The 21,980-nt window shown below is 72.2% G+C and carries 20 protein-coding genes and 1 pseudogene; 16 read left to right on the top strand and 5 right to left on the bottom strand.

Going from position 1 to position 21,980, the window contains the following annotated elements:
- Window positions 1-64 precede the first annotated feature (64 nt).
- The 5 genes from QSK31_RS40345 (at window position 65) to QSK31_RS40365 (ending at window position 3,234) form a co-directional block, all read left to right on the top strand.
- Window positions 65-565, top strand: coding sequence for a hypothetical protein (locus QSK31_RS40345; RefSeq protein ID WP_285690069.1), 501 nt, complete (start codon window positions 65-67; stop codon window positions 563-565).
- A 180-nt stretch (window positions 566-745) separates the two neighbouring features.
- Window positions 746-1,060: a 50S ribosomal protein L21 gene (rplU, locus tag QSK31_RS40350; RefSeq protein ID WP_249608913.1), complete on the top strand. Its 315-nt coding sequence runs from the start codon at window positions 746-748 to the stop codon at window positions 1,058-1,060.
- Window positions 1,061-1,070: 10 nt separating this feature from the next.
- On the top strand, window positions 1,071-1,328 hold the full coding sequence (gene rpmA, locus QSK31_RS40355) for a 50S ribosomal protein L27 (RefSeq protein ID WP_285690075.1): 258 nt from the start codon (window positions 1,071-1,073) through the stop codon (window positions 1,326-1,328).
- A gap of 83 nt (window positions 1,329-1,411) precedes the next feature.
- Window positions 1,412-2,905: a GTPase ObgE gene (obgE, locus tag QSK31_RS40360; RefSeq protein ID WP_285690077.1), complete on the top strand. Its 1,494-nt coding sequence runs from the start codon at window positions 1,412-1,414 to the stop codon at window positions 2,903-2,905.
- 56 nt (window positions 2,906-2,961) lie between these two features.
- Window positions 2,962-3,234 carry a GNAT family N-acetyltransferase gene (locus tag QSK31_RS40365; RefSeq protein WP_285690080.1) on the top strand — a complete coding sequence of 91 codons (273 nt, stop codon included), beginning with the start codon at window positions 2,962-2,964 and terminating at the stop codon, window positions 3,232-3,234.
- A 19-nt stretch (window positions 3,235-3,253) separates the two neighbouring features.
- Here QSK31_RS40365 and trpS read toward each other — a convergent pair whose 3' ends face one another.
- Window positions 3,254-4,234 (bottom strand): tryptophan--tRNA ligase, encoded by a 981-nt coding sequence (trpS, locus tag QSK31_RS40370; protein WP_285690082.1) that lies wholly within the window; start codon window positions 4,232-4,234, stop codon window positions 3,254-3,256.
- A 243-nt stretch (window positions 4,235-4,477) separates the two neighbouring features.
- On the opposite strand from trpS, the gene pepN reads away from it, so the two are divergent.
- The 7 genes from pepN (at window position 4,478) to QSK31_RS40405 (ending at window position 11,271) form a co-directional block, all read left to right on the top strand.
- Complete coding sequence (gene pepN, locus QSK31_RS40375) at window positions 4,478-6,982, top strand: aminopeptidase N (RefSeq protein WP_285690083.1); 2,505 nt, start codon at window positions 4,478-4,480, stop codon at window positions 6,980-6,982.
- Window positions 6,983-7,029: 47 nt separating this feature from the next.
- On the top strand, window positions 7,030-8,163 hold the full coding sequence (locus tag QSK31_RS40380) for an ATP-binding protein (protein WP_285690084.1): 1,134 nt from the start codon (window positions 7,030-7,032) through the stop codon (window positions 8,161-8,163).
- Window positions 8,164-8,177: 14 nt separating this feature from the next.
- Window positions 8,178-8,786: a nicotinate-nucleotide adenylyltransferase gene (gene nadD / locus QSK31_RS40385; protein WP_285690086.1), complete on the top strand. Its 609-nt coding sequence runs from the start codon at window positions 8,178-8,180 to the stop codon at window positions 8,784-8,786.
- A gap of 39 nt (window positions 8,787-8,825) precedes the next feature.
- Window positions 8,826-9,224 carry a ribosome silencing factor gene (gene rsfS, locus QSK31_RS40390; protein WP_285690155.1) on the top strand — a complete coding sequence of 133 codons (399 nt, stop codon included), beginning with the start codon at window positions 8,826-8,828 and terminating at the stop codon, window positions 9,222-9,224.
- On the top strand, window positions 9,221-9,856 hold the full coding sequence (locus tag QSK31_RS40395; protein WP_285690088.1) for a histidine phosphatase family protein: 636 nt from the start codon (window positions 9,221-9,223) through the stop codon (window positions 9,854-9,856). The genes rsfS and QSK31_RS40395 overlap by 4 nt, the downstream gene beginning before the upstream one ends.
- A 135-nt stretch (window positions 9,857-9,991) precedes the next feature.
- Window positions 9,992-10,402 carry a hypothetical protein gene (locus tag QSK31_RS40400; RefSeq protein ID WP_285690090.1) on the top strand — a complete coding sequence of 137 codons (411 nt, stop codon included), beginning with the start codon at window positions 9,992-9,994 and terminating at the stop codon, window positions 10,400-10,402.
- Between the two features lie 23 nt (window positions 10,403-10,425).
- Window positions 10,426-11,271, top strand: coding sequence for a DegV family protein (locus QSK31_RS40405; protein WP_285690092.1), 846 nt, complete (start codon window positions 10,426-10,428; stop codon window positions 11,269-11,271).
- Window positions 11,272-11,794: 523 nt separating this feature from the next.
- On the opposite strand, the gene QSK31_RS40410 is transcribed toward QSK31_RS40405, so the two are convergent.
- Both QSK31_RS40410 and QSK31_RS40415 read right to left on the bottom strand, forming a co-directional pair.
- Window positions 11,795-12,967 (bottom strand): DUF1444 domain-containing protein, encoded by a 1,173-nt coding sequence (locus QSK31_RS40410; RefSeq protein WP_285690095.1) that lies wholly within the window; start codon window positions 12,965-12,967, stop codon window positions 11,795-11,797.
- Between the two features lie 31 nt (window positions 12,968-12,998).
- On the bottom strand, window positions 12,999-13,754 hold the full coding sequence (locus QSK31_RS40415; RefSeq protein WP_285690097.1) for a putative protein N(5)-glutamine methyltransferase: 756 nt from the start codon (window positions 13,752-13,754) through the stop codon (window positions 12,999-13,001).
- 107 nt (window positions 13,755-13,861) lie between these two features.
- Here QSK31_RS40415 and QSK31_RS40420 point away from each other — a divergent pair, with 107 nt between their 5' ends.
- The 4 genes and pseudogenes from QSK31_RS40420 to QSK31_RS40435 all read left to right on the top strand — a co-directional run.
- Window positions 13,862-14,770, top strand: a complete 909-nt coding sequence (locus QSK31_RS40420; RefSeq protein WP_285690099.1) for a ComEA family DNA-binding protein — start codon at window positions 13,862-13,864, stop codon at window positions 14,768-14,770.
- Window positions 14,767-17,028 (top strand): ComEC/Rec2 family competence protein, encoded by a 2,262-nt coding sequence (locus tag QSK31_RS40425; RefSeq protein WP_285690101.1) that lies wholly within the window; start codon window positions 14,767-14,769, stop codon window positions 17,026-17,028. Before QSK31_RS40420 ends, QSK31_RS40425 begins: the two co-directional genes overlap by 4 nt.
- Before the next feature lie 282 nt (window positions 17,029-17,310).
- Window positions 17,311-18,291, top strand: coding sequence for a DNA polymerase III subunit delta (holA, locus tag QSK31_RS40430; RefSeq protein ID WP_285690103.1), 981 nt, complete (start codon window positions 17,311-17,313; stop codon window positions 18,289-18,291).
- Window positions 18,288-18,542: pseudogene (locus tag QSK31_RS40435) on the top strand (hypothetical protein); the annotation flags it as partial. The gene holA and the pseudogene QSK31_RS40435, both read left to right, overlap by 4 nt.
- A 2,073-nt stretch (window positions 18,543-20,615) precedes the next feature.
- On the opposite strand, the gene rpsT reads toward QSK31_RS40435, so the two are convergent.
- Both rpsT and QSK31_RS40445 read right to left on the bottom strand, forming a co-directional pair.
- Window positions 20,616-20,882: a 30S ribosomal protein S20 gene (gene rpsT, locus QSK31_RS40440; protein WP_285690105.1), complete on the bottom strand. Its 267-nt coding sequence runs from the start codon at window positions 20,880-20,882 to the stop codon at window positions 20,616-20,618.
- A 140-nt stretch (window positions 20,883-21,022) separates the two neighbouring features.
- The gene (locus QSK31_RS40445; RefSeq protein ID WP_285690107.1) at window positions 21,023-21,973 is read right to left on the bottom strand and encodes a phosphotransferase; all 951 of its coding nucleotides are present in this window, start codon (window positions 21,971-21,973) and stop codon (window positions 21,023-21,025) included.
- Window positions 21,974-21,980: the final 7 nt, after the last annotated feature.

Consider the following 21,980-nt stretch of genomic DNA (forward strand, 5'->3'; position numbering starts at 1 on the left):
CGGTTTGGTAAAGAAAGTTAACAGCCGAGCCGCCATCGCCATCGACGTCGGTTACTCTCTCCCGATGCGACGCCTGGTCCCCCTACTTCTGATCTCGTCTCTTGCTGCGTGCTCGAGTTCGGGCGGCGGGTCTTCCTCGGCCGCGCCCGCCACCATCCCCGCCCCGGGAGCGTCGGCCGCGGTGAGCGCGGCGCCGAGCGTCGCTCCGGGCGCGAAGGGCGACGCGGGGCTCGCCAAGGACACCAAGGCGATCTGTGCCCAGGCGGACAGGTTGACCTCCCAGTTCAGCGCGACCTTCACCCGGGACCTCAAGCAGCTCATCGACGCCTCGACGGCCAAGGATCCGAAGCTGCGGGCGGAGGTCGAGTCGAAGACCAAGCGTGATGTGCAGAACTACTCGTTCGCGCTCAAGGACCTCTCCGGGCTGGCCGGCGACGCCGACGTGAAGAAGGCGCTGGCCGGGATGGGCAAGGAGGTCACCGCGCTGAACGGTGATGTGCGCAAGCTCGACGCCGACAAGCTCGGTGAGCTCAGCGGTACCCTGGACAAGGCCTGCGGACGGTAAGAGAGCGTCGCGGCCAGCCCCCAATTTGGGCTCGCCACGCCGATGAAGTAGGCTATTCAACGGCGCATTTCCAGGCGCCCTCTTCCTGACCGGTCCTCTTTCGGGACCGAGGGTAAGACGTGTTACATCCGCCAAGCAGCGCACCACTGGGCTGCGTAAGTGTCAGGGAGTCCGCGTCCGATGTACGCGATCGTCAAGACCGGCGGCAAGCAGTACAAGGTTGCCGAGGGCGACGTGATCGAGGTCGAGAAGCTCGCGGGTGTTCCCGGCGACTCGCTGACGCTCGCCGCAGTCCTCCTCGTCGACGGTGACAACCTGGTGACCGACGCTGCCAAGCTTGCCAACGTTACGGTGTCCGGCGAGATCGCCGAGCACACCAAGGGTCCGAAGATCCGGATCCACAAGTTCAAGAACAAGACCGGCTACCACAAGCGCCAGGGGCACCGTCAGCCGCTGACTCTCGTCAAGGTGACCGGCATCTCTTCGGGGAAGTAGGGGCGCTGCCATGGCTCACAAAAAGGGTGCTTCCAGCTCGCGCAACGGCCGTGACTCCGCCGCCCAGCGGCTCGGCGTCAAGCGCTTCGGCGGCCAGCTGGTGAACGCCGGCGAGATCATCGTCCGCCAGCGCGGCACGAAGTTCCACCCGGGCGACCTGGTCGGCCGCGGTGGCGACGACACGCTGTTCGCTCTGGCGCACGGCAACGTCCTGTTCGGCATCAAGCGTGGCCGCAAGACGGTCAGCATTGTTCCGGCTGGAGAGTAACCAGCTTTTTCTTCTCCAACGGGCCGCGCGACCTTCGGGTCCGCGGCCCGTTGTGGTTTTTCTTGAAGTAGCAGGAGTGAGAAGTGACTACGTTCGTCGACCGGGTCGTGCTGCATCTGCAAGCGGGTGACGGCGGCCATGGCTGTGTCTCCGTCAAGCGCGAGAAGTTCAAGCCGCTGGGCGGACCGGACGGCGGCGACGGCGGCCACGGCGGCAACATCACGCTGGTGGTCGACCCGCAGCAGCACACGCTGCTCGACTTCCACTTCCGCCCGCACGTCAAGGCCTCCAACGGTGCCGGCGGAGCGGGCGCCAACCGGGACGGCGCGAACGGCTCGGACCTGGTGCTCACGGTGCCGGACGGCACGGTCGTGCTGAGCACCGAGGGCGAGGTGCTGGCCGACCTGATCGGCGCGGACGCCACCTTCGACGTGGCCCGCGGCGGGCGCGGCGGGCGAGGTAACGCCTCGCTGGCCAACGCGCGGCGCAAGGTGCCGGGCTTCGCCGAGCTGGGCGAGCCGGGCGACAGCTTCGACGTCGTGCTCGAGCTGAAGAGCGTCGCCGACGTCGGCCTGGTCGGCTTCCCGTCGGCCGGCAAGTCGTCGCTGATCTCGGTGATCTCGGCGGCCAAGCCCAAGATCGCCGACTACCCGTTCACCACCCTGGTGCCCAACCTGGGCGTGGTGCAGGCCGGCGAGAAGACCTTCACGGTCGCCGACGTGCCCGGCCTGATCCCCGGCGCGGCCACCGGCAAGGGGCTGGGCATGCAGTTCCTGCGGCACATCGAGCGGACCTCCGTGCTGCTCCACGTGCTCGACTCCGCCACGCTGGAGATCGAGCGCGACCCGGTCGGCGATCTGGACGCGATCGAGGCGGAGCTGTCCGCGTACGGCGGGCTGGAGGACCGGCCGCGCATGGTGGTGCTCAACAAGATCGACATCCCGGACGGCCGGGATCTGGCCGAGATGGTCAAACCCGACCTGGAGGCCCGCGGCTACCAGGTGTTCATGGTCAGCGCGGTGACCCGCGAGGGGCTCAAGGAGCTGATCTTCGCCCTGTCCGCGGCGGTCGACGAGCACCGGCTGGCCACGCCGCCCGCCGAGCCGTCCCGCGTCGTGGTGCGGCCCCGCGCGATCGACGAGCAGGGCTTCACGCTCGAACAGGACGCCGAGGGCGTGTACGTCATCCGCGGCAAGCAGGTCGAGCGCTGGATCCTGCAGACCAACTTCGACAACGACGAGGCCGTCGGCTACCTGGGCGACCGGCTGGAGCGCCTCGGCGTGGAGGCCGCCCTGACCAAGAAGGGCGCGCAGCCCGGCGACCCGGTGCGCATCGGCCAGCAGGAGTTCGACTGGCACCCGACGTCGGGCGACTTCGTGCAGGGCCCGCGCGGCACCGACGCCCGCCTGGAGGAGAAGACCGGCCGGTTGACCGCCGCCCAGCGCCTGGCCGCCCGCAAGGCGCGCCGGGTGCGCTCCGACGACGAACTGCTGCACATGTCCGCGGACGGCAAGGTCAGCACCGTGGCGAACGCGAACCGGCCGGTCCTGGTGGAGGGCGACGACACCGAGGAATAGATTCCCGGTCAGCTCGGCGCAACCCGCGCGAAAGGGACGAGACCTAGACTGCGGGTGTGTTGATCCAGGCTCGCGAGGCGCTCGACCCGGAGGTCGTCGCGCTGGTCACGGCGCAGCAGCGCGAGCTGGCCGAGTCCGGTGTGTTCCCCGAGCCGGGCGATGTGCGCTATCTGGTCGCGGTGGTCGGCGGCCGTGCGGTCGGCTGCGCGGCGTGGCAGCCGACCGAGGACGGTGTCGCCGAGATCAAGCGGCTGTACGTCCGCCCGTCCTTCCGCGGCCAGGACGTCGCGGGGGCGCTGACCCTCGCGCTCGAAGCGGTCCCGGGTTGAGCCGGGTTCTGAACACGGCCTACATCAGGCCGATCGCTTCTCGCGCCCGGCGTACCGTCGCCTCTGCTCTCGGAAGCACCCGCTCGCGCCCCGCGTCGAGGACCGAGCGGACGTGGCCGGGGTCCTTGACCAGCTCGGCGTGCCGCGCCCGGATCGGCGCGAGGACCTCCTCGACCGCGTCGGCCACCGCCGTCTTGAGCGCTCCGTAGGACGTGAAGTCGTCCGCCGAGCCGCCGCACGCCTCCAGGATGGTCAGCAGGTTGGTGACTCCCGGCTGGCCGGCCGGGTCGTGGCGAACCGTGCCGATCGTGTCGGTGACCGCGCGCATGATCGTCTTCCGCACCGTGCCCGGCGGGTCCAGCAGCCCGATCCGGCCCGCGTCGGTGCTCGTGCTCTTGCTCATCTTCCTCCTCGGTTCGGCCAGGTCCATGACCCGCGCGACGCCGTCCGGCAGCACACCGGCCGGCACCCGGAACGTCTCGCCGTACCGCCGGTTGAACCGCTGCGCGACCGTCCGGGCCAGCTCGAGGTGCTGGTTCTGGTCGTCGCCGACCGGCACCTCGTCGCTGTCGTGCACCAGGATGTCGGCGGCCATCAGCACCGGATAGGTGAGCAGGCTGAGCCGCACCGGCCCGCCGGCCCCCGGGCGACCGGAAAAGCTAGCCGACGACTTCTCCTTGAACTGGATCATCCGCGCCGCCTCGCCGTAGCCGGTCGTGCATTCGAGCAGGTAGTGCAGCTCGTAGTGGGCCGGCATCGACGACTGCGTGAACAGCGCGGTGCGCTCCGGGTCGACGCCCGCGGCCAGCAGCACGGTCGCGGTCTCGAGCGTGAGCTCGCGCAGCCGCGCCGGATCGTGGTCGACGGTCATCGCGTGCAGGTCGGCGATGAACGCCAGGGACTCGGTGGTGCGCTGCGCCGCGATCAACGGCCGCATCGCGCCGAGGAGGTTGCCCAGGTGGAGGCGCCCCGTGGGTTGAAAACCGGTCAGCCTTCTCATGATCAAAACCTTTCTGAGGTACGGAGGACGTCCTCACGAAAGGCACCGGCTTGTGACACAGGGACGGCCGCCTGCGTGAGGCGGCCGATGCGTCAGTTTCGCGTGTGGAGGTGGGCCGCCCTCAGGGCAGCCACCAAGCGAACATGCACACGCGCATGACCGAAGAGGGTATCTCGTAACTCGCGGGCGTGGCGAGGGCCGGGCCCGGCGCCGGTGACCCGCCGTACCGGCATGATGGTCGGCATGCCGAGCCTGACCCGTGCCGAGGCCGCCGAGCGGGCCGCGACGATCGATGTCGAGTCGTACGAGATCGACCTTGATCTGACCGATCCCGCCGGCTCGTTCCTGTCCCGCACCACGGTCCGGTTCACCGCGACCCCGGGCAGCTCGACCTTCGCCGACCTGGAACCGGCCGAGCTGGTGGCGGCCACGCTCAACGGCTCGCCGATCGACCCGGCCACGCTGGCGGACAAGCGCCTGCCGCTGACCGGGCTGGCCGCCGCCAACGAGCTCGTGGTCGAGGCGCGGATGCGGTACTCGAACGACTGCGAGGGCCTGCACCGGTACGTCGACCCCAGCGACAAGCGCACCTACCTCTACGCGAACCTGTTCCTGGACGCCGCCCGCAAGGTGTTCGCCTGCTTCGACCAGCCCGACCTGAAGGCGCCCTACACGCTGCGGGTGACCGCCGCGCCGGAGTGGACAGTGGCCGCCAACGGCGAGGTCGCCCGGTCGGCCGACGGGCGCTGGGAGTTCGTGCAGACCGCCCCGCTGGCCACCTACTTCGTCTCGCTGCTGGCCGGGCCGTACCACGTGGCGCGCGACGAGCACGCCGGCCTGCCGCTGGCGATCTACGCGCGGCAGTCGCTGGCCGAGCACCTGGACGCCGAGGCCGCCGAGCTCTTCGAGATCACCAAGCAGTGCCTGGACCGGTACGCCGAGCTGTTCGAGATCCCGTACCCGTTCGGCCACTACCAGCAGGCGTTCGTCCCCGAGTTCAACGCGGGCGCGATGGAGAACCCGGGCCTGGTCACGTTCCGGGACGAGTTCATCTACGAGTCCGCGGTGACCGACAGCGAGCGGGCGATGCGGGCGAACGTGATCGCGCACGAGATGGCCCACATGTGGTTCGGCGACCTGGTGACCATGACCTGGTGGGACGACCTCTGGCTGAACGAGTCCTTCGCCGAGTACATGGGCAGCCGGATCACCGCCGAGGCGACCCGGTTCTCCGGCGCGTGGACCAGCTTCGCGGTCGGGCGGAAGTCCTGGGGGCTGCGCGCCGACCAGCGGCCGTCCACGCATCCGGTGGCGCCGTCCCGGGTGGACGACACCGAGCTGGCGCTGCTCAACTTCGACGGCATCTCGTACGCGAAGGGCGCGTGCGTGCTCAAGCAGCTGGTCGCCTTCCTCGGTGACGAGGCCTTCCTGAGCGGGGTGAACGCGCACTTCGGAGCGCACCGGTTCGGCAACGCCACGCTGGCCGACCTGCTCGACGCCCTGACCACGGCGAGTGGCCGCGACCTCTCCGCCTGGGCCGAGGCCTGGCTGCGCACCGCCCAGGTCAACGTCCTGCGTACCGAGGTGTCGCTCGCCGACGACGGCACGTACGCCGAGGTGGCGGTGGTGCAGACCGCGCACGAGCAGTACCCGGTGCTGCGCCCGCACCGGCTCGCGCTGGGCGTCTACGACCGGGCCGCCGACGGCACGGTCGGCCGCCGCGAGCTGATCGAGGTGGACCTGCCGGCCGGCGTCGAGCGGACCGTGCTGCCCGAGCTGACCGGGGCGCCGGCCGCCGACCTGCTGCTGCTCAACGACGGCGACCTCGGGTACGCGAAGATCCGCCTGGACGACGCCTCACTGGCCAACGTGCCGATGATGCTGCCGCTGCTCGGCGACTCGCTGGCCCGCGCGGTCATCTGGAGCGCGATCATCGACGCGGTCAAGGACGGCGAGCGCCCGGTGGCCGAGCTGGTCACGCTGGTGCTGGCCGCGCTGCCGATGGAGACCGAGGTGGTGGTCGTCGAGGACGTGCTGGCGATGACCCGCAACCTGGTCGACCGGTACGCCACCCCGGAGACCCGCCCGGCCGCGCTGGAGCTGCTGGCGCAGGCATGTGACCGGCTGCTGACCGTCGCCGAGGCGGGCGGCTCCCAGCAGCTCGCCGCCGCCCGCGCGCTGATCGCGTCGACCGTGGACACCGCCCGGATCCGTGGCTGGCTGTCGGACGAGGGCGCCCCCGAGGGCCTGGCGGTCGACGCCGAGCTGCGCTGGCTGATCCTCTACCGCCTGGTGAAGCTGGGCGCCGCCGCGGAGGCGGAGATCGAGGCGGAGTACGCCCGCGACCGCACCGCCACCGGCGAGCGGTTCTCCCTGCGCTGCCGGGCGGCGCTGCCCACCGCCGAGGCCAAGGCCGCCGCGTGGCACAAGATCATCGCCGACGCGGACGGCACCTCGGCGCGGATGGCCGAGGCGGCCGCGGCGGGCTTCTGGCAGCCGGAGCAGACCGCGCTGACCGATCCCTACGTGGCCCGCTACTTCGCGGAGATGCCGGAGATGTTCCGGGTGCGCGGGGGCATCGGGGCGGAGGTCATCTCGATCTCGCTGTACCCGTCCTTCGCCGTGGCGGAGTCCACCCGGGACCTGGCGGCGGGCCTGCTCGCCGAGCCCGACCTGAACGCGACCCTGCGCCGCACGGTGATCGACAGCGACGACGACATGCGGAAGGCGCTGCTCGCGCGAGGTTGATCAGCGTTTCTCCCATTCCGCCCGGTTCCGACCTTTACGCTGATTATGTGGCGAATGAGAAGGCCGAGCGCCTGGATAGTCTTGGACGGCTGGCCGGTGGCATCGCGCACGACTTCAACAACCTGCTGGGCGTGATCCTCAACTACGCGAGCTTCGTGGTCGAGGAGGCGACCTCGCCCCAGCCCGACCTGGCCGCCATCGCCGACGACGCGCGGCAGGTGGTCCGGGCCGGCGAGCGCGGCAAGGACCTCACCACCAAGCTGCTGGCCTTCGCCCGGCGCGAGGTGGTGCGCCCGCGGGTGGTCGACTTCAACGAGGTGATCACCGGCCTCGAGGCGACCCTGCACGAGGTGATCGGGGACCGGATCACGCTGACCGTACGCCCGGGTCCGGGCGTGCCGCCGGTGACCTGCGACCCCGGCCAGATCGAGCAGATGGTCACCAAGCTGGCGGCGAACGCCCGGGACGCCATGCCGGACGGCGGCGAGCTCGTGATCGACACCGCGTACCAGAGGATCAGCGAGGGACACCCCGAGCTGGACCCCGGCGACTACGTACGGCTCCGGGTCGGCGACTCCGGCACCGGCATGCCGCCCGAGGTGGCCGAGCGCGCGTTCGAGCCGTTCTACAGCACCCGGCCCGAGCGGACCGGGCTCGGATTGGCCACCGTCTACGGCGTCGCCGGTCAGGCCGGTGGCATCGTGACGCTGACCTCCGAGCCGGGCGTCGGCACCACGGTGACCGTGCTGCTGCCCGTCGGCTCCTCCGAGCAGGCCGACCCGCTGACCTCGGCGCCGCCGACGACCAACGGGCACGGCGAGACGCTGCTGGTCGTGGACGACGAGGCGGGCCTGCGCGACGTGGCCGGGCGGATCCTGGCCGGCGCCGGCTACCGGGTGCTCAGCGCGGACGGCGGCCGGCAGGCGCTGGAACTGGCCGCGCTGCACGAGGGCGACATCGACCTGCTGGTCAGCGACGTGGTGATGCCCGGGATGCTCGGCAACGAGCTGGCCGAGCGGCTGACCGACATCCGGCCCGGCACCCGGGTGCTCTTCATGTCCGGGTACGCCCAGCCGGTGCTCGCCTCGCAGGGGACGCTCGACCCGGGCGTGGCGCTGCTGGAGAAGCCCTTCACGGCCGGTGACCTGCTCAGCGCCGTACGCAAGCGTCTCGATGGTTGATCTATTCTTCGTGCGTGGGCGGCAAGCGGATCGGGATCATGGGCGGCACGTTCGACCCGATCCACCACGGTCACCTGGTCGCGGCGAGCGAGGTCGCCGCCCGGTTCCGGCTGGACGAGGTGGTCTTCGTGCCCACCGGCGAGCCGTGGCAGAAACCACCGGACGTGACACCCGCCGAGGACCGGTACCTGATGACGGTCATCGCCACCGCGTCGAACCCGCAGTTCCAGGTCAGCCGGGCGGACATCGACCGGTCCGGGCCGACCTACACCGTCGACACCCTGCGTGACCTGCGGGCCGTCTACGGTCCCGAGGCGGAGCTGTTCTTCATCACCGGCGCCGACGCCCTCGCGCGGATCCTCTCCTGGAAGGACGCGCTGGAGGTCTTCTCCCTGGCGCACTTCGTCGGCGTCACCCGGCCGGGGTTCGAGCTGACCGACAAACACCTGCCGCCGGGGAAGGTGACGCTGGTCGAGGTGCCCGCGATGGCCATCTCTTCGAGTGACTGCCGCAACCGGGTGAGGTCCGGGAAACCCGTGTGGTACCTGGTGCCGGACGGTGTCGTTCAATACATCGCCAAGCGCGGGCTGTATCGGGACTCGGGGAATGTCACACCCGTGTGAGACGCTTGTTCCCCTGGACCTTTATCAGAGGGGATGCTCTTGCCCGTCACCGAACGCGCTCTGGAACTCGCCATGGCGGCCGCCCAGGCCGCCGCGGACAAGAAGGCGCAAGACATCGTCATCATCGATGTGGGCGAACAGCTCGCCATCACCGACGCCTTCGTGATCGCCTCGGCCTCCAACGAACGGCAGGTGTCCGCGATCGTGGACGCCGTCGAGGAGGCACTTCTCAACCTTCCGGAAAAGGCGAAACCGGTCCGCCGTGAGGGCGAACGGCAGGGTCGCTGGGTTCTCCTCGACTTCATCGACGTGGTGGTGCACATCCAGCACGCCGAGGAGCGCGAGTTCTACGCCCTCGACAAGCTGTGGAAAGACTGCCCGTCGCTGAACTACGTCGACCGTGACATGGCCGACGCCGAGGCCACCGGCGCGGCGTGACCCGGCTCATCGTCTGGCGCCACGGCAACACGGACTGGAACGCGGGAAATCGCGTCCAGGGCCAGAGCGACGTGTCGCTCAACCAGCTCGGGCGCCAGCAGGCGGTCGACGCCGCGGCGCTCCTCGTCCGCTTCAAGCCCGACGCCATCGTCGCCAGCGACCTCCGCCGTGCCTCGGACACGGCGGCGGCGCTGGCGGCGGTGACCGACCTGCCGGTCAGCTACGACCCACGTCTCCGGGAGCGCTTCTTCGGGCTCTGGGAGGGTTTGCTGATGACCGAGGTCGCCGAGCAGCGCCCCGAGGAGTACGCCCGGTGGAAAGCCGGCGAGGACGTCGTCGGCGGCGACGTCGAGACCCTCGACGACCTGGGCAAACGCATGAGCGAGGCGCTGCGTGACGCGGCCGCCCTGGCGCCGGCCGGCGGTACCGTGGTCGTGGCGACGCACGGCGCGGCGGCCCGTTCCGGCGTCGGCCACCTGCTGGGCTGGCCGCGCGAGCAGCTCCGCACGTGGCGCGCCCTGCAGAACTGCCACTGGGTCGAGCTGACCCACGACGGCGGCTCGCGTGGCTGGCAGCTGGCCGCGTACAACGTGGGGGTCTTCTCCGACCGCCCCGTCCCGCCGCCCGTCTGACCCCACCCGCTTGCGCCCGGCCCTCTCCGGCCGGCCCGCTTCCCCGGCCCGCTTCCGCCCGGCCTGCTTCCCCGGCCCGCTTCCGCCCGGCGCTCTCGGGCGGAACCGTCGTCCGTGCCGTAGCGTCTCATCCCGATGAAGATCACTCGATCCCTTCTTCTGGTCGCCGTCGTGGCGGCGCTGGCCACCTCCGGCTGCGCCCGCGACGGCGACACCTCGTCCACCCAGCCCGGCGCCGCACCGGCCGGGTCGGCGTCCCCCGAGCTGCCGACCTCCTCCGACCTGCCCCAGCCGAGCAAGGGCGCCGAGCCCGGCGACACCGGCGCGCAGACCATCACCGGCACGGTGTCCGCGGGCGTCGAGCCCGGCTGTGTGGTGCTGACCGGCGGCGGCAAGAGCCACCTGCTGATCTTCGACGACGCGGCGCTGAAGTCGGAGGCCAAGGAGGGCGCCACGGTCGTCGTCACCGGCCGCAGCGACCCCGGCCTGATGACCACCTGCCAGCAGGGCACGCCCTTCCTGGTGACCGCTGTCCGGCCGGCCTGAGGTTCATCGGTTACCGTGCCCGCATGACCGTCGCGGTCGTCACCGACTCCACCGCGTACCTGCCGGCCGAGCTGAGCGGCACGTATGACCTGACCGTCGTGCCCCTGACCGTGGTGATCAACGGCGATTCGGGTCTCGAGGGCAGCGAGATAACCCCCGCCCAGGTGGCCCGCGCGCTGCACGCGAGGCGGTCCGACGTGAGCACGTCCCGGCCGTCACCCGCGCAGTTCGCGGAGGCGTACCGGAAACTCCTGGACGCGGGCGCCGACGGCGTGGTCTCGATCCACCTGTCGGCGCAGCTGTCCGGCACCTACGACGCGGCCCGCCTGGCCGCGGCCGAGGTCGGCGACCAGGTCCAGGTGGTGGACAGCAAGACGACCGGCATGGGCCTGGGCTTCGTGGCCCTCGGCGCGGCGACGGTGGCGCGCGCCGGCGGCTCGCTGACCGAGGTCCGCCGGTGCGCGGTCGACCACACGGCCCGGACCAGCACCCTCTTCTACGTGGATTCGCTGGAGTTCCTCCGCCGGGGCGGCCGCATCGGCGCCGCCGAGGCCCTGGTGGGCACGGCCCTCTCGGTCAAGCCGATCCTGCACGTCGTCGACGGCGCGATCGTCATGCGCGACAAGGTCCGCACGGCCGGCCGCGCCCTGGCCAAGCTGGTCGACCTGGCCGTCGAGGCCTCCGGCACCGGCGAGGTCGACATCGCCGTGCACCACCTGGGCATGCCGGACCGCGGGGCGGCGCTGGCCGACGCCGTCTCGATGCGCCTCGGCGACCGCCTACGCGACTGCTACCTCACCGAGATCGGCGCGGTGGTCGCCGCCCACGTAGGCCCCGGTGTAGCCGGCGTGGTCGTCCACCGCCGCTGATCACGCCGGCCGCGCCGTGGGCGTGGTGGCCCATTGCGCGCTGGTCACGCCGGCCGCGCCGTGGGCGTGGTGGCCCGTTGCGCGCTGGTCACGTCGGCCGCGCCGTGGGCGTGGTGGCCCGTTGCGCGCTGGTCACGTCGGCCGCGCCGTGGGCGTGGTGGCCCGTTGCGCGCTGGTCACGCCGGTCGCGCCGTGGGCGTGGTGGCCCGTTGCGCGCTGGTCACGCCGGCTGCGCCGTGGGCGTGGTGGCCCGTTGCGCGCTGGTCACGCCGGCCGCGCCGCGGGCGTGGTCGTCCATCGCGCACTGAGCCTGTGGACAAGCCCGAAAAATGTCGTACCCGAGCGCTACCTTCATGCCCACCCAGTGCCGGGGTGGGGGAGGTGGCGGCGCCCTCACGGCGAAATTTGATGCGCGGCGAAATTTGATCTGGCGCGGGATCGATCTGGCTTGGGACCGATCTGGCTTGGGACCGATCTGGCCCGGGACCGATCTGGCCCGGGACCGATCTGGCTTGGGACCGGCCTAGGACGGGCGGGTCCAGCGGGGCGGGTCGAGGTCGGGGACCGGGTCCAGGTCGTCGACGGCGTCGGACCAGGGGCGGGTCGTGCCGTCCCAGTCGAGTTCGTCCGCCGACGGCAGCAGCGCGCCGACAGCGGCGACCGTCCGCGTGCGCAGGCCGTCCACCAGCGTCAGCGAAGCCGCGCCGGGCAGCGTCTCGGCCTGCCGCGCGTACTCCTGGACCCGCTGGATCGTCTCCGCCCGCCGCACACAGTCGTGCAGCGGATGCCCGGGCGCCGCGCGATAGGGCACCGTGCGCCCGTCGCCGTCACTCACGTACGCCATGGGGGTGATCGCCCGCGGTGACGCCAGGTACATCACCTCGGCCCGCGCGAACAGCTCGGGCAGGTGCGCGCTCCCGTCCGCCGCCACGATCAACGTCGCGTGGTCCGGCGCGAACGCCACCGGCTCCCCGCCCACCTGCCCGGACAGCTTCGCCAGCCAGCCGTCCAGCAGCAGGTGCGACGTCCAGTACGCGTTGTCGTCCCCGGCGAACTGCACGATCACCGGCTCGTCCGTGACACCGTGCAGCACCGCCCCGGACAGGTTGCCGCGCGCCGCCCGGAACACCTCGTCGGCGGTCACGCCCCACCCGGCGAGTTGGTCGGCACCCACGTACGTCATGGTCTCGGGCTGATCGACCACCACGAACTCGGACAGGAACGGCAACCGTGACCGCCGCAGCGGCGCGTCCGGCCCACTGGCCGGGACGCCGCCGCGCAGGTGCGCCGGCCGGAGCAGCGGCCGCAGCATCGGGCACACCTCGGACCACTCCCGCGGCAGGCTGGGCTCGCTCAGGAAACCGGCGACGAAGGCGTCCACCCTGGCCCGCCGCGCCCGCCTGCCTCTCGGCCGCGGCACCGCCTGGGCCCACCGTGCCCGTCTGCTCCCCGGCGGCGTCTCGGCCCACCGTGCCCGTCTGCTCCCCGTCCGTGGCACCGCCTGGACCCGGCGGTCGGACTGCGACTTCAGCAGCGGCTCCAGCGGGAGCACCGTGACCTCGTCGGCCCCCGGCCGGGTGAACCGCACCGTGAACGCCGCCGACTGGTACCGCGCGTCGGCCACCCCGGCTCGCCGCAGCCGCCGGATGACCTGGCTGGCCAGCCGGGCGCGGGCGATCCGGTGCAACAGCCCCACGGCGCGGCCCCTCTCTGACAGGCCGCAGACCCTACCGCACCGCCACGATCACCGTCGCCTCCAGATCGTCGTCGCTCACCACCTCCGGACGCAGGCCGGACCCCTTGGCCGTCGCCGTCGCCGCCTCGATCTGAGCCTCGGTGATCTCGGAGAGCAGCACCCCGCCGGGAGTCAGCCACCGCGACGCTCCGGCGGCCACGGCGCGGAAGACGTCGAGCCCGTCGCCGCCGCCGTCCAGCGCGGTGTGCGGCTCGTGGTCGCGGGCCTCGGCCGGCAGCAGCGGGATGTGCCGGGTCGCGACGTAGGGCACGTTCGCCAGCAGGACGTCGATCGGCAAGGGCTCGGGGAGCGCGTCGTAGAGGTCGCCCTGGAACACCTCGCCACGGCCGGCCAGGTTGTCCCGGGCGCAGGCGACGGCCACCGGATCGACGTCGGCTGCGTAGAGCGTGACCTCGGGACGATGCCGGGCCACGGCCAGGCCGAGCGCGCCGGAGCCGCAGCACAGGTCGACGACCACGGCATGCTCGGCGGTGCGCCGGACCGCCTCGCGGACCAGGAGCTCGCTGCGGACCCGCGGGACGAAGACGCCCGGACGTAGCCGTACGCGTACCCCCGCGAAGTCGGCGAAACCCACCACCTGCTCGAGCGGCTCGCCTCCCGCACGCCGCGCGACCATCTCCGCGAGAGCGGAGTCGTCGGGCGCGGCCTTGATCAGCGCCGCGGCCTCGTCCTCCGCGAACACGCACCCCGCCGCCCGCAGCGCGGTCACCACCTGGTCCTCGGTCATGGCCACAGGTTTAGCACCTCGGCAAGAGCCGATCGACGTTATCCACAGTCGAGGGTTGTCCACAGGGCCGGCGTCCGCGTCTCGGAAACTTGCCTAGCTTTCGCCGCGTGCCCAAGCGTGAAGACAACGACGAGGTGGTGGAGGCCCGGCTTCGGTCGGTGCTGGCCACCGACCCGCCCATCAGCGAGGCCTTCGCGGACCGGAGCCCGGTGGCGTGGTCCGAGCTCATCCCGAGCTGGCCGGACGACGTCGACCTGCCCGACGACGTTTCCGTGGCGCCGCCACCCGCCCGCGCGGCGCCGGTCGACCTGGCGGTCCGCGAGCCGTGGCAGGCCACGCCCGAGCCGGAGCCCGAGCCGGAGCCGCCGGCGTTGGGGACAGCCGGGGCGTTCGGTGGCCGGCTGGCGGTGTTCGAGCTGGGGCGGCCCGGCGTGAAGGCGCTGGCCGCGGTCGCCGCACTGGTCGTGATCATCGCCGGCTTCCTGGCCTGGCGGGCGCGCCCGCACACCGAGACCGTGGCGCCGGGCGAGCCGCCCGTGCCCGCCTCGGTGAAGCAGGACGAGCAGGACCCGATGGCCGTCCCGGCACCGAGCGGGTCGGCGTCCGCCCAGGTCGTGGTGGCCGTGGCCGGGAAGGTTGCCAAGCCTGGCCTGGTCACGCTGCCCGCCGGCGCGCGGGTCGCGGATGCGCTGACCGCCGCCGGTGGCGCGCTGCGCGGGGTCGACCCGGGTCCGCTCAACCTCGCCCGCAAGGTGGTCGACGGCGAGCTGATCATGGTCGGGGCGCCGCCACCGTCCGCGGCCGCCGCATTGAACGCACCGGGCGGCCCTCTGAATCTGAACGCCGCCACCCTCGCTGACCTGGACACTCTGCCCGGCGTCGGGCCGGTGCTGGCACAGCGGATCCTCGAGGCGCGCGACGCGCAGGGCGGTTTCAAGGCCGTCAGCGACCTGCGCAAGGTGAGTGGCATCGGCAGTTCCCGGTACGAGCAGCTCAAGGACCTGGTGACGGTGTGACGCCCGACCTGCGCCTGGCCGGGTTCGCGGTGGCCACCTGGCTGTCCGCGCTGGGCTGCCTGTACGCCTCGGCGAGACTCGGTTTCGCGCTGGCCGGGGCGGCCTTCGTGCTCGCCGCCAGCGGCGCCGTGATCTTTCGCCGCCGGCCGCGCGGGATGGCTTGGATCGTGATCGGGCTCCTGCTCGGGGCCGGATGCGGCGCCGTCGCCACGGCCGCCCGGGTGCTGGCGAAGGAGGCGGTTCCGGTGGGGGAGGGCGAGACCGTCACCGCCGACCTGATCGTGCGCGACGACCCTCGATCGCTGGCGAGATCGGCGGGACAGCCGCCGACCTACCTGGTCGCCGTCGAGGTCGTACGCGTGCGCGATGTCCGCCTGAACGCCCGCGGCATCGTCCTCGGCAGCCACGGGGCCTGGCGCGGCCTGCTTCCCGGCCAGCGCCTCACGACGACCGGCCGGCTGCTGCCCCCGCGTGGCGGCGACCTGAGCGCCGCGGTCCTGTCCGTCCGCGAGCCGCCGCAGCCGCACGGCAGACCGTCCTGGGCGCAGCGTGCGGCCGGCGTCCTGCGCGACGGGCTGCAGCGGGCGTGCGAGCCGCTGCCCGACGAGGCCGGCGGGTTGCTGCCCGGCCTGGTGGTCGGCGACACCAGCCGCCTCGATCCGGGCCTGGAAGCGGACTTCCAGGCGACCGGGATGACCCACCTCAACGCGGTCAGCGGGGCAAATGTCGCTATTGTCCTGGGCGTCGTCCTGTTCGTGGCGCGCCGGCTGCGGGCCGGGCCGGTCGTCGCGGCGCTGGTGTGCGCGGTGGCGCTGGTCGGCTTCGTGATCCTGGCGCGGCCCTCGCCGAGCGTCGTCCGGGCCGCGGCGATGGGCGCGATCGGCCTGATCGGACTCGCGGCGGGCCGGCCGCGAGCGGCGCTACCGGCCCTGGCCGCCGGTGTGGCCGTGCTGGTGATCGCCGACCCGGAGCTGGCCGGGGACGCCGGGTTCGCGCTGTCCGTGCTGGCCACCGGCGGCCTGCTGCTGCTCGCCCCGAAATGGCGGGACGCGCTGCGCCGCCGCGGCTGGCCCGTCGTCGCCGCCGAGGCCCTGGCCGTGCCTGCCGCGGCGCAGGTCGCGTGTGGACCCGTGGTGGCGGGACTGTCGAGCTCGGTGAGCCTGGTCGCCGTACCGGCCAATCTGCTCGCCGTGCCGGCCATCGCACCGGCCACGCTGCTCGGGATCGCCGCCGCGGTGCTGTCGCCGGTCTGGCCGGGCGGCGCGGAGTTCGTGGCGTGGCTGGGGCACTGGCCGGCGACGTGGCTGGTGTGGGTGGCCGGCTTCGGCGCGCGGGTGCCGGCCGGGGCACTGCCGTGGCCGGGCGGCGTCACGGGTGCGGTGCTTCTCGGCGTGATCACCGTGGCGTTGCTGGTGGCGGCGCGGCGGGCGGTCGTACGGCGGCTGGTCGCGGTGATCGCCCTGGGCGGCGTGCTCGGCGCCCTGCCGGTCCGGATCCTCGCCTCCGGCTGGCCGCCGCCCGGCTGGCTGGTCGTGGCCTGCGACGTCGGACAGGGGGACGCCGTCGTGCTGCCCGCGGGGGACGGCCGTGCCGTGGTGGTCGACGCCGGCCCGGAACCGACGGCGGTCGACGGTTGCCTCCGGCGGCTGGGGATCCATCACGTGGTTCTGTTCGTGGTCAGCCACTTCCACGTGGATCACATCGGCGGCGTGGCCGGGGTCTTCCGCCACCGCGAGGTCGGCGCCGTGATCGCCCCGGACTTCGCGGAGCCCCCGGCCGGTCGGCGAGCCGTCGCCGAGCTGGCAAGGATCACCGATGTCGGTCCAGGATGGACATACGCGACAGGCGGGATCCGGCTCACCGTCATCGGCCCGGCGGAGCTTTTGAGCGGCACATCGTCCGACGCCAACAACAATTCGCTCGTCATCCGGGCCGCGGTGAATGGCAAGACCGTGCTGCTTCCCGGCGACGCCGAGACCGAGGAGCAACACGAGCTGCTTCAGAAGGATGTCAAGGCGGACATTTTGAAAGTCGCGCACCATGGCAGCGCGTATCAGGAGCCGGCCTTTGTGGACGCGGTCGATCCGGCGGTGGCGCTGGTGAGTGTCGGCCGCGACAACGACTACGGCCACCCGAACGGGCCACTGCTCGACCGGCTGCGCCGCGGCGGCGCGCGTGTCCTGCGTACGGATGAATCGGGTGACGTGGCCGCGGTAGCGACCGGCCGTGATCTGTCCGTCGTGGCGAGGGGGATTTGATTATCGGGACCACCCGGGGCGCGGGTGTGATCGCCCGGCGTGGGCGCCCGGATCGACGCCGCGACACGGCCGGGTTAAGTCGTCAGGATCACTCCGGATCGCACGAACGGGTTCGATGTCATGGAACCCGTTCGTGCGGCATCACGGAGACATTCAGCCTGATCGAGGGGATTTGCCGTTACCGGGCCCTCGCCTGGCGGGCATATGTCCGTATTTGTACCACGTGGCGAGTGTGACCAGGCAGGGGTGTGGCCGGTCGAACTGTCACACCCCCGTGCGACGATGTCGAGCGTGACCGACGCACCCCCCGCCCCGTTGCTGCTCGTCCAAGGTGACGAGGAGCTGCTGGCCGCACGCGCCGTGGAGACGGCCGTCGCGTCGGCCCGCGAGGCTGAGCCGGGTGCCGACGTCCGGGAGTACGAGGCGGGGCAGCTCACCGCCGGCGAGGTCGCCGAGATGCTCAGCCCGTCGCTGTTCGGCGGGCGGCGGGTGCTGGTCGTCCGCAGTGGTCAGGACGCACGCAAGGACCTGGTGACCGCGCTTCTGGCGTACGCGAAAAACCCGGACCCCGACGTCACCCTGATCGTCACCCACCTGGGTGGGGCGAAAGGCAAGGCCTTCGCCGACGGGCTCAGGTCGGCCGGCGCGACCGTCGTGGCCGCGGCCAAGCTCAAGGGCGACCGCGAGCGGGTGGCGTTCGTGCGCGACGAGTTCCGGCGCCACGGCGGCAAGTGCGACGAGGCGTCGGCGTCCGCGCTGATCCAGGCGGTCGGCACCGACCTGCGGGAGATCGCGGCCGCCTGCTCGCAGCTCCTCGCCGACACCGACGGCAAGATCACGCCGGCCGTCGTCGCGCGCTACTACCGAGGCCGCGCCGAGGCGAGCGGTTTCACGGTCGCCGACGCGGCGATGGTCGGCGACGTGCCCGGCGCGCTGGAGGCGTTGCGCTGGGCGCTGCACGTCGGCGTCGACCCGGTCCCGATCGCCGACGCCATCGCCGACGGCGTGCGGACGGTCGCCCGGGTGGCCTCGGCCGGGCGCGGCAACCCGTACCAGATGGCCAGCACCCTGGGCATGCCGGCGTGGAAGATCCAGCGCGCCCAGGAGCGGGCCCGAGGCTGGAGCCCCGAGGGCCTGGTCGACGCCATGCAGGCCGCGGCCGACTGCAACGCGGCCGTCAAGGGCGGCGCCGAGGACCGCGGCTGGGCGCTGGAGCAGGCCGTGTTCGCGGTCGCCGCGGCCCGCCGGGGGTCCGGCCGATGAGCCGCATGATCAGGTCGCGCCGCGCCGCCCCCGAGCAGGACCTTCCGCTGTACGCACGCCTGCTCGGCCTCCGCCAGCTCACCCCGAGCGGCTTCCTGTGCTTCGTGTTCCTCGAGGGCACCGTTGCCCTCGGCGTCCTGCTCGCGCTGGCCGAACTGGTCAGCTGGTGGGGCGTCCTGGTGCTGCCGCTGACGGTGGCCGGCATGGTCAAGCTCAACGACATGATCGCCGGCGCGCTGAGCCGCCCCGCGACAGCCACGGCGACGACCTCCGGCGCGACGGCCGGCCGTCGCCCGCTGGTGCGCCCCGCCGCGGTGGCGGCGTCGGCGCCCGCTCCGGGCCGGTCCGAGTTCGGGATGGACGACTTGTCGCTCTCCCGCGCACGCACGGTCGACCTGAGCAGCGCGGTCGGCGCTCGCATGGCCGCCGACCTCACCGACGACGCCGATTCGGCTCACGCCGACTTCGCCAGTGGCGCTGATTTCGCCAGTCGCGCTGACTTTGCTCGCGCTGACCTCGACCAAGGTGCTGACCTTGCTCGCGGGGCTGACTTTGCTCGCGGGGCTGGCCTTGCTCGCGGGGCTGGCCTTGCTCGCGGGGCTGGCCTTGCTCGCGGGGCTGACCTTGCTCGTGGGACTGACCTCGGCCTTGACACTGGCGTTGATCGTGGTCGCGATGCCGCGCCGGATCTTGGCTGGCGCGGGGACGGGGTCTACTCCGGCGGATCGTGTGCCGAGCCAGGCAGGGACGGCTGGTCCGGCTCGCTGTTCGACGAAGCTGACCGATACGGCATTTCGGCCGCCAGCTTCGGTCGCGCGGCGGGCGGACGCTCGCGGTTGCCAGGTGCGGACGACGAACTGCGCCGTCCCTACGAGGTGCTCGACGACCGTGGCTGGTCCGGGGGATCAGTCGAACAAGCTGGCGGACGCGGCCGACAGTGGGTCGCGCCGGGTGACGGTGGCTGGCTGGGTGGCGCGGCTGCCGAGGACGACGCGTTCGGCCAGGCGCAGGGTGAGCCTGACGTCTCGGGTCGGCTGATGAGCGAACGCACCGGTCAAGCAGCGCACGAGCGCGACGACCAGAATCAGCGGCACCGGGAGTGCGAGGGCCAGGATCGGCTCACGGGTGACCGGCACGGTCTGAGCGGCCTGCCGGGCGAGCGCGACGGTCTCAGCGGCCTGGTGGCCGAGCGCGACGGCCTCAGCGGCCTGCCGGACGAGCGCGACGGTCTGGGTCGGACGCCGGGTGTTCATGGCGACCGGGGGGAGTGGCGCGGTCTCGGTGAGTTGCCGGGGGAGCGACGGGGCTCAGGTGAGGTGCCGGTGGAGCGGGCGCGGTCCGGTGGAGTTCCGGATGACGGCGAGTGGTCCGGTGGCGGTCACGTCGCGACGGCCGCGGACGGCGGTCCGCTGAACGGGCCCGCACACGTCTGGGCCGATGACCCCGAGACCGTTCGGCAGCGGGCTCGGCAGTCCGCCGCACGCCGCTACGAGTGAAGCGCGCCTTAGAACCACTTCAAACTTGGCTTTCCCGGCGGCTGTGAGCTGCGGTCCAGTCCTACCGTCGCGGTGCCCGCGCACTGTTGGAACGCGAGCAAAGGTAGTCCTTCCTCCCCCTGGGGCCGGTCACTGTCTCCCGCGGTGGCCGGCCCGCTCCCGAGGCGACATCGCGCGGCGAACCGTGAGACGACCCAGCAGGCGAGTCGGCTCCTGGGCTGCTCCTGCTCAGCCGCGCGCGGAACGGCGTGACCGCTTGCGGGGCGCTGGTGGCACGAGTTGGGTGAGTGCGCGCTTCAACTCGTCGGCCCCGGCGGCGAAGTCGCCCGTCCGTCCCCGCCTTAGCAGGTAGGCGAGCCACCCCACACCCAAGTACCTGCGGCTCGCCGTACCCGCCTCCGGCGCGCCCGCACGATCGTCAGCATCGCCTCGGCGGTCGACGCACTCACCGTGATCGAAACCTCACGGTGCAGCCGACCGACTTTCACCACGGCCTCACCTTAGGTGGTCGTTCCCGCCCGCACTGACCCACTCTTGCGTACGGACATGGACCGCACTCGCTGCGACCCGTAGCCGACCAAGGCGGGCGCCTTAAGGGCGGGCGCGGCCAGAGCGGGGCGGGAAGGCCAGGGCGGGCGCAGCCAGGGAGGGTGGCCCGGGCACGGCCGTGGCGGGCGCGGCCAGTGCGGGCGCGGCCATGGCGGGGTGGCGCGGGAACGCCGGGGGGAGGGCACGACAAACGGGCACCGCGGCGGAACCTCAAAAAGAGGTCCGGCGATGCCCGGTAAGCCGAAGTGCCAGCCGCGGACTAGGCGCGGCCGTGCAAGATCAGGCCGAGAGAGCGCTGACGCGCTTGGCGATGGCCGACTTGCGGTTCGCCGCCTGGTTCTTGTGGATGACGCCCTTGCTCACGGCCTTGTCGAGCTGGCGCGAAGCGTCGCGCAGCAGGGTCGTCGCCGTCGCGGAGTCGCCCGATTCGCTCGCCTCGTTGAGCTTGCGGATGACCGTCTTCAGCGACGACTTGACCGACTTGTTGCGCAGCCGGGCCTTCTCGTTCTGCCGGTTGCGCTTGATCTGGGACTTGATGTTCGCCACGCGACAGCCTTGTCCTGACTAGTTCGGAAGAGTCCGAGCGGATGATGTCTTCAGTCGTGGCCACACCAGCAAGCAGCGGCGCGTCACCACAACGCGAAGGACCACATTACCAGCCCCACTCGGACCCACCAAAACGGGCCCTAGTCGGCCCAGCCCCGGCGGGCGGCGAGCCACGCCAGGGCCTGAGTGCCGCTGTACAGGTGGTGCTGGCGGGCCGTCGCCGCTGCCGTGCCGGTCGAGCCCGCGGCCCGGGCCAGCCAGTAGCCGCCCATCGCCGCCAGGGCGCCGTCCACGCCGGCGGGTGGGGCGTCCCAGGCATCCAGCAGGGCGTCCGTGTTCAGCCCGGTCGCCCAGGCGCTGACCAGCAGCGTCACCGTGTCGAACCAGGGTGCGCCCAGGCACGGCCAGGTCCAGTCGCAGAGCCAGGCCTCTGCGTCCCGGTCGATCAGGACGTTGTCGATGCGGAGGTCGCCGTGGACCACCCCGGAGCCGGCTACCAGGGCGGGAAGGCCGCGCTCCAGGTCGGCGAGCTCGGTCAGGTGTGACTGTGCCCATGCCGGGAGGTGGGGTGGGACCTGGTTGCTGAACCAGGACAGCTCGTCGCGGACCAGGTCGGGCAGGCTCGGCAAACCTGCTTCCAGCAACGCCGCCGGCGGGGCGGCCAGCGCTTCGGCGGCCGAGCGCCAGGCCGTCAGCGTCGCGTCGAGCTCGGCGGGTCGCCAGGGATGCGCGGGGATGCGGCCGTCGATCGCGGTGAGGCACAGCACGTAGTACCCGTCCGCCTCCAGGGTCCAGAGCGGGCGCGCGGCGCGTACCCCGATGGGAAGTCCGGCTGTGATGCGCGCCTCCCTGGCGTACGCGAAGGAGGTGTTGCCGAAGGGTGCGGCCTTGACGAAGACGCGCTCGCCGGACCCCGACGTGAGCAGACCGGCGAAAGCCGTCGTGAAACCGCTGGTCGCGGTGGTCGCCGCCGTGACCGGCGCGCCGAGGCGGAGGGACACCGCGGAGCGGACGGCAGCGGGCAGGTCACCCCATGCCGGGCGTACGGCCGTCGCCGAGTACGGAATCTCGGGCAACGACACCGGGCGCATGACCCAC

Source organism: Actinoplanes sp. NBRC 103695 (genome assembly GCF_030269485.1).
In the GTDB taxonomy this organism is placed as follows: domain Bacteria; phylum Actinomycetota; class Actinomycetes; order Mycobacteriales; family Micromonosporaceae; genus Actinoplanes.

What these genes read in the sequence shown, in the direction of transcription:
- QSK31_RS40405 (WP_285690092.1), top strand. Translation starts at nt 10,426, where the DNA reads ATGACCGTCGCGGTCGTCACCGACTCCACCGCGTACCTGCCGGCCGAG.
- QSK31_RS40415 (WP_285690097.1), bottom strand. Translation starts at nt 13,754, where the DNA reads ATGACCGAGGACCAGGTGGTGACCGCGCTGCGGGCGGCGGGGTGCGTG.
- trpS (WP_285690082.1), bottom strand. Translation starts at nt 4,234, where the DNA reads ATGAGAAGGCTGACCGGTTTTCAACCCACGGGGCGCCTCCACCTGGGC.
- QSK31_RS40345 (WP_285690069.1), top strand. Translation starts at nt 65, where the DNA reads ATGCGACGCCTGGTCCCCCTACTTCTGATCTCGTCTCTTGCTGCGTGC.
- holA (WP_285690103.1), top strand. Translation starts at nt 17,311, where the DNA reads ATGTCGAGCGTGACCGACGCACCCCCCGCCCCGTTGCTGCTCGTCCAA.
- pepN (WP_285690083.1), top strand. Translation starts at nt 4,478, where the DNA reads ATGCCGAGCCTGACCCGTGCCGAGGCCGCCGAGCGGGCCGCGACGATC.
- QSK31_RS40400 (WP_285690090.1), top strand. Translation starts at nt 9,992, where the DNA reads ATGAAGATCACTCGATCCCTTCTTCTGGTCGCCGTCGTGGCGGCGCTG.
- QSK31_RS40445 (WP_285690107.1), bottom strand. Translation starts at nt 21,973, where the DNA reads ATGCGCCCGGTGTCGTTGCCCGAGATTCCGTACTCGGCGACGGCCGTA.
- rpmA (WP_285690075.1), top strand. Translation starts at nt 1,071, where the DNA reads ATGGCTCACAAAAAGGGTGCTTCCAGCTCGCGCAACGGCCGTGACTCC.
- rplU (WP_249608913.1), top strand. Translation starts at nt 746, where the DNA reads ATGTACGCGATCGTCAAGACCGGCGGCAAGCAGTACAAGGTTGCCGAG.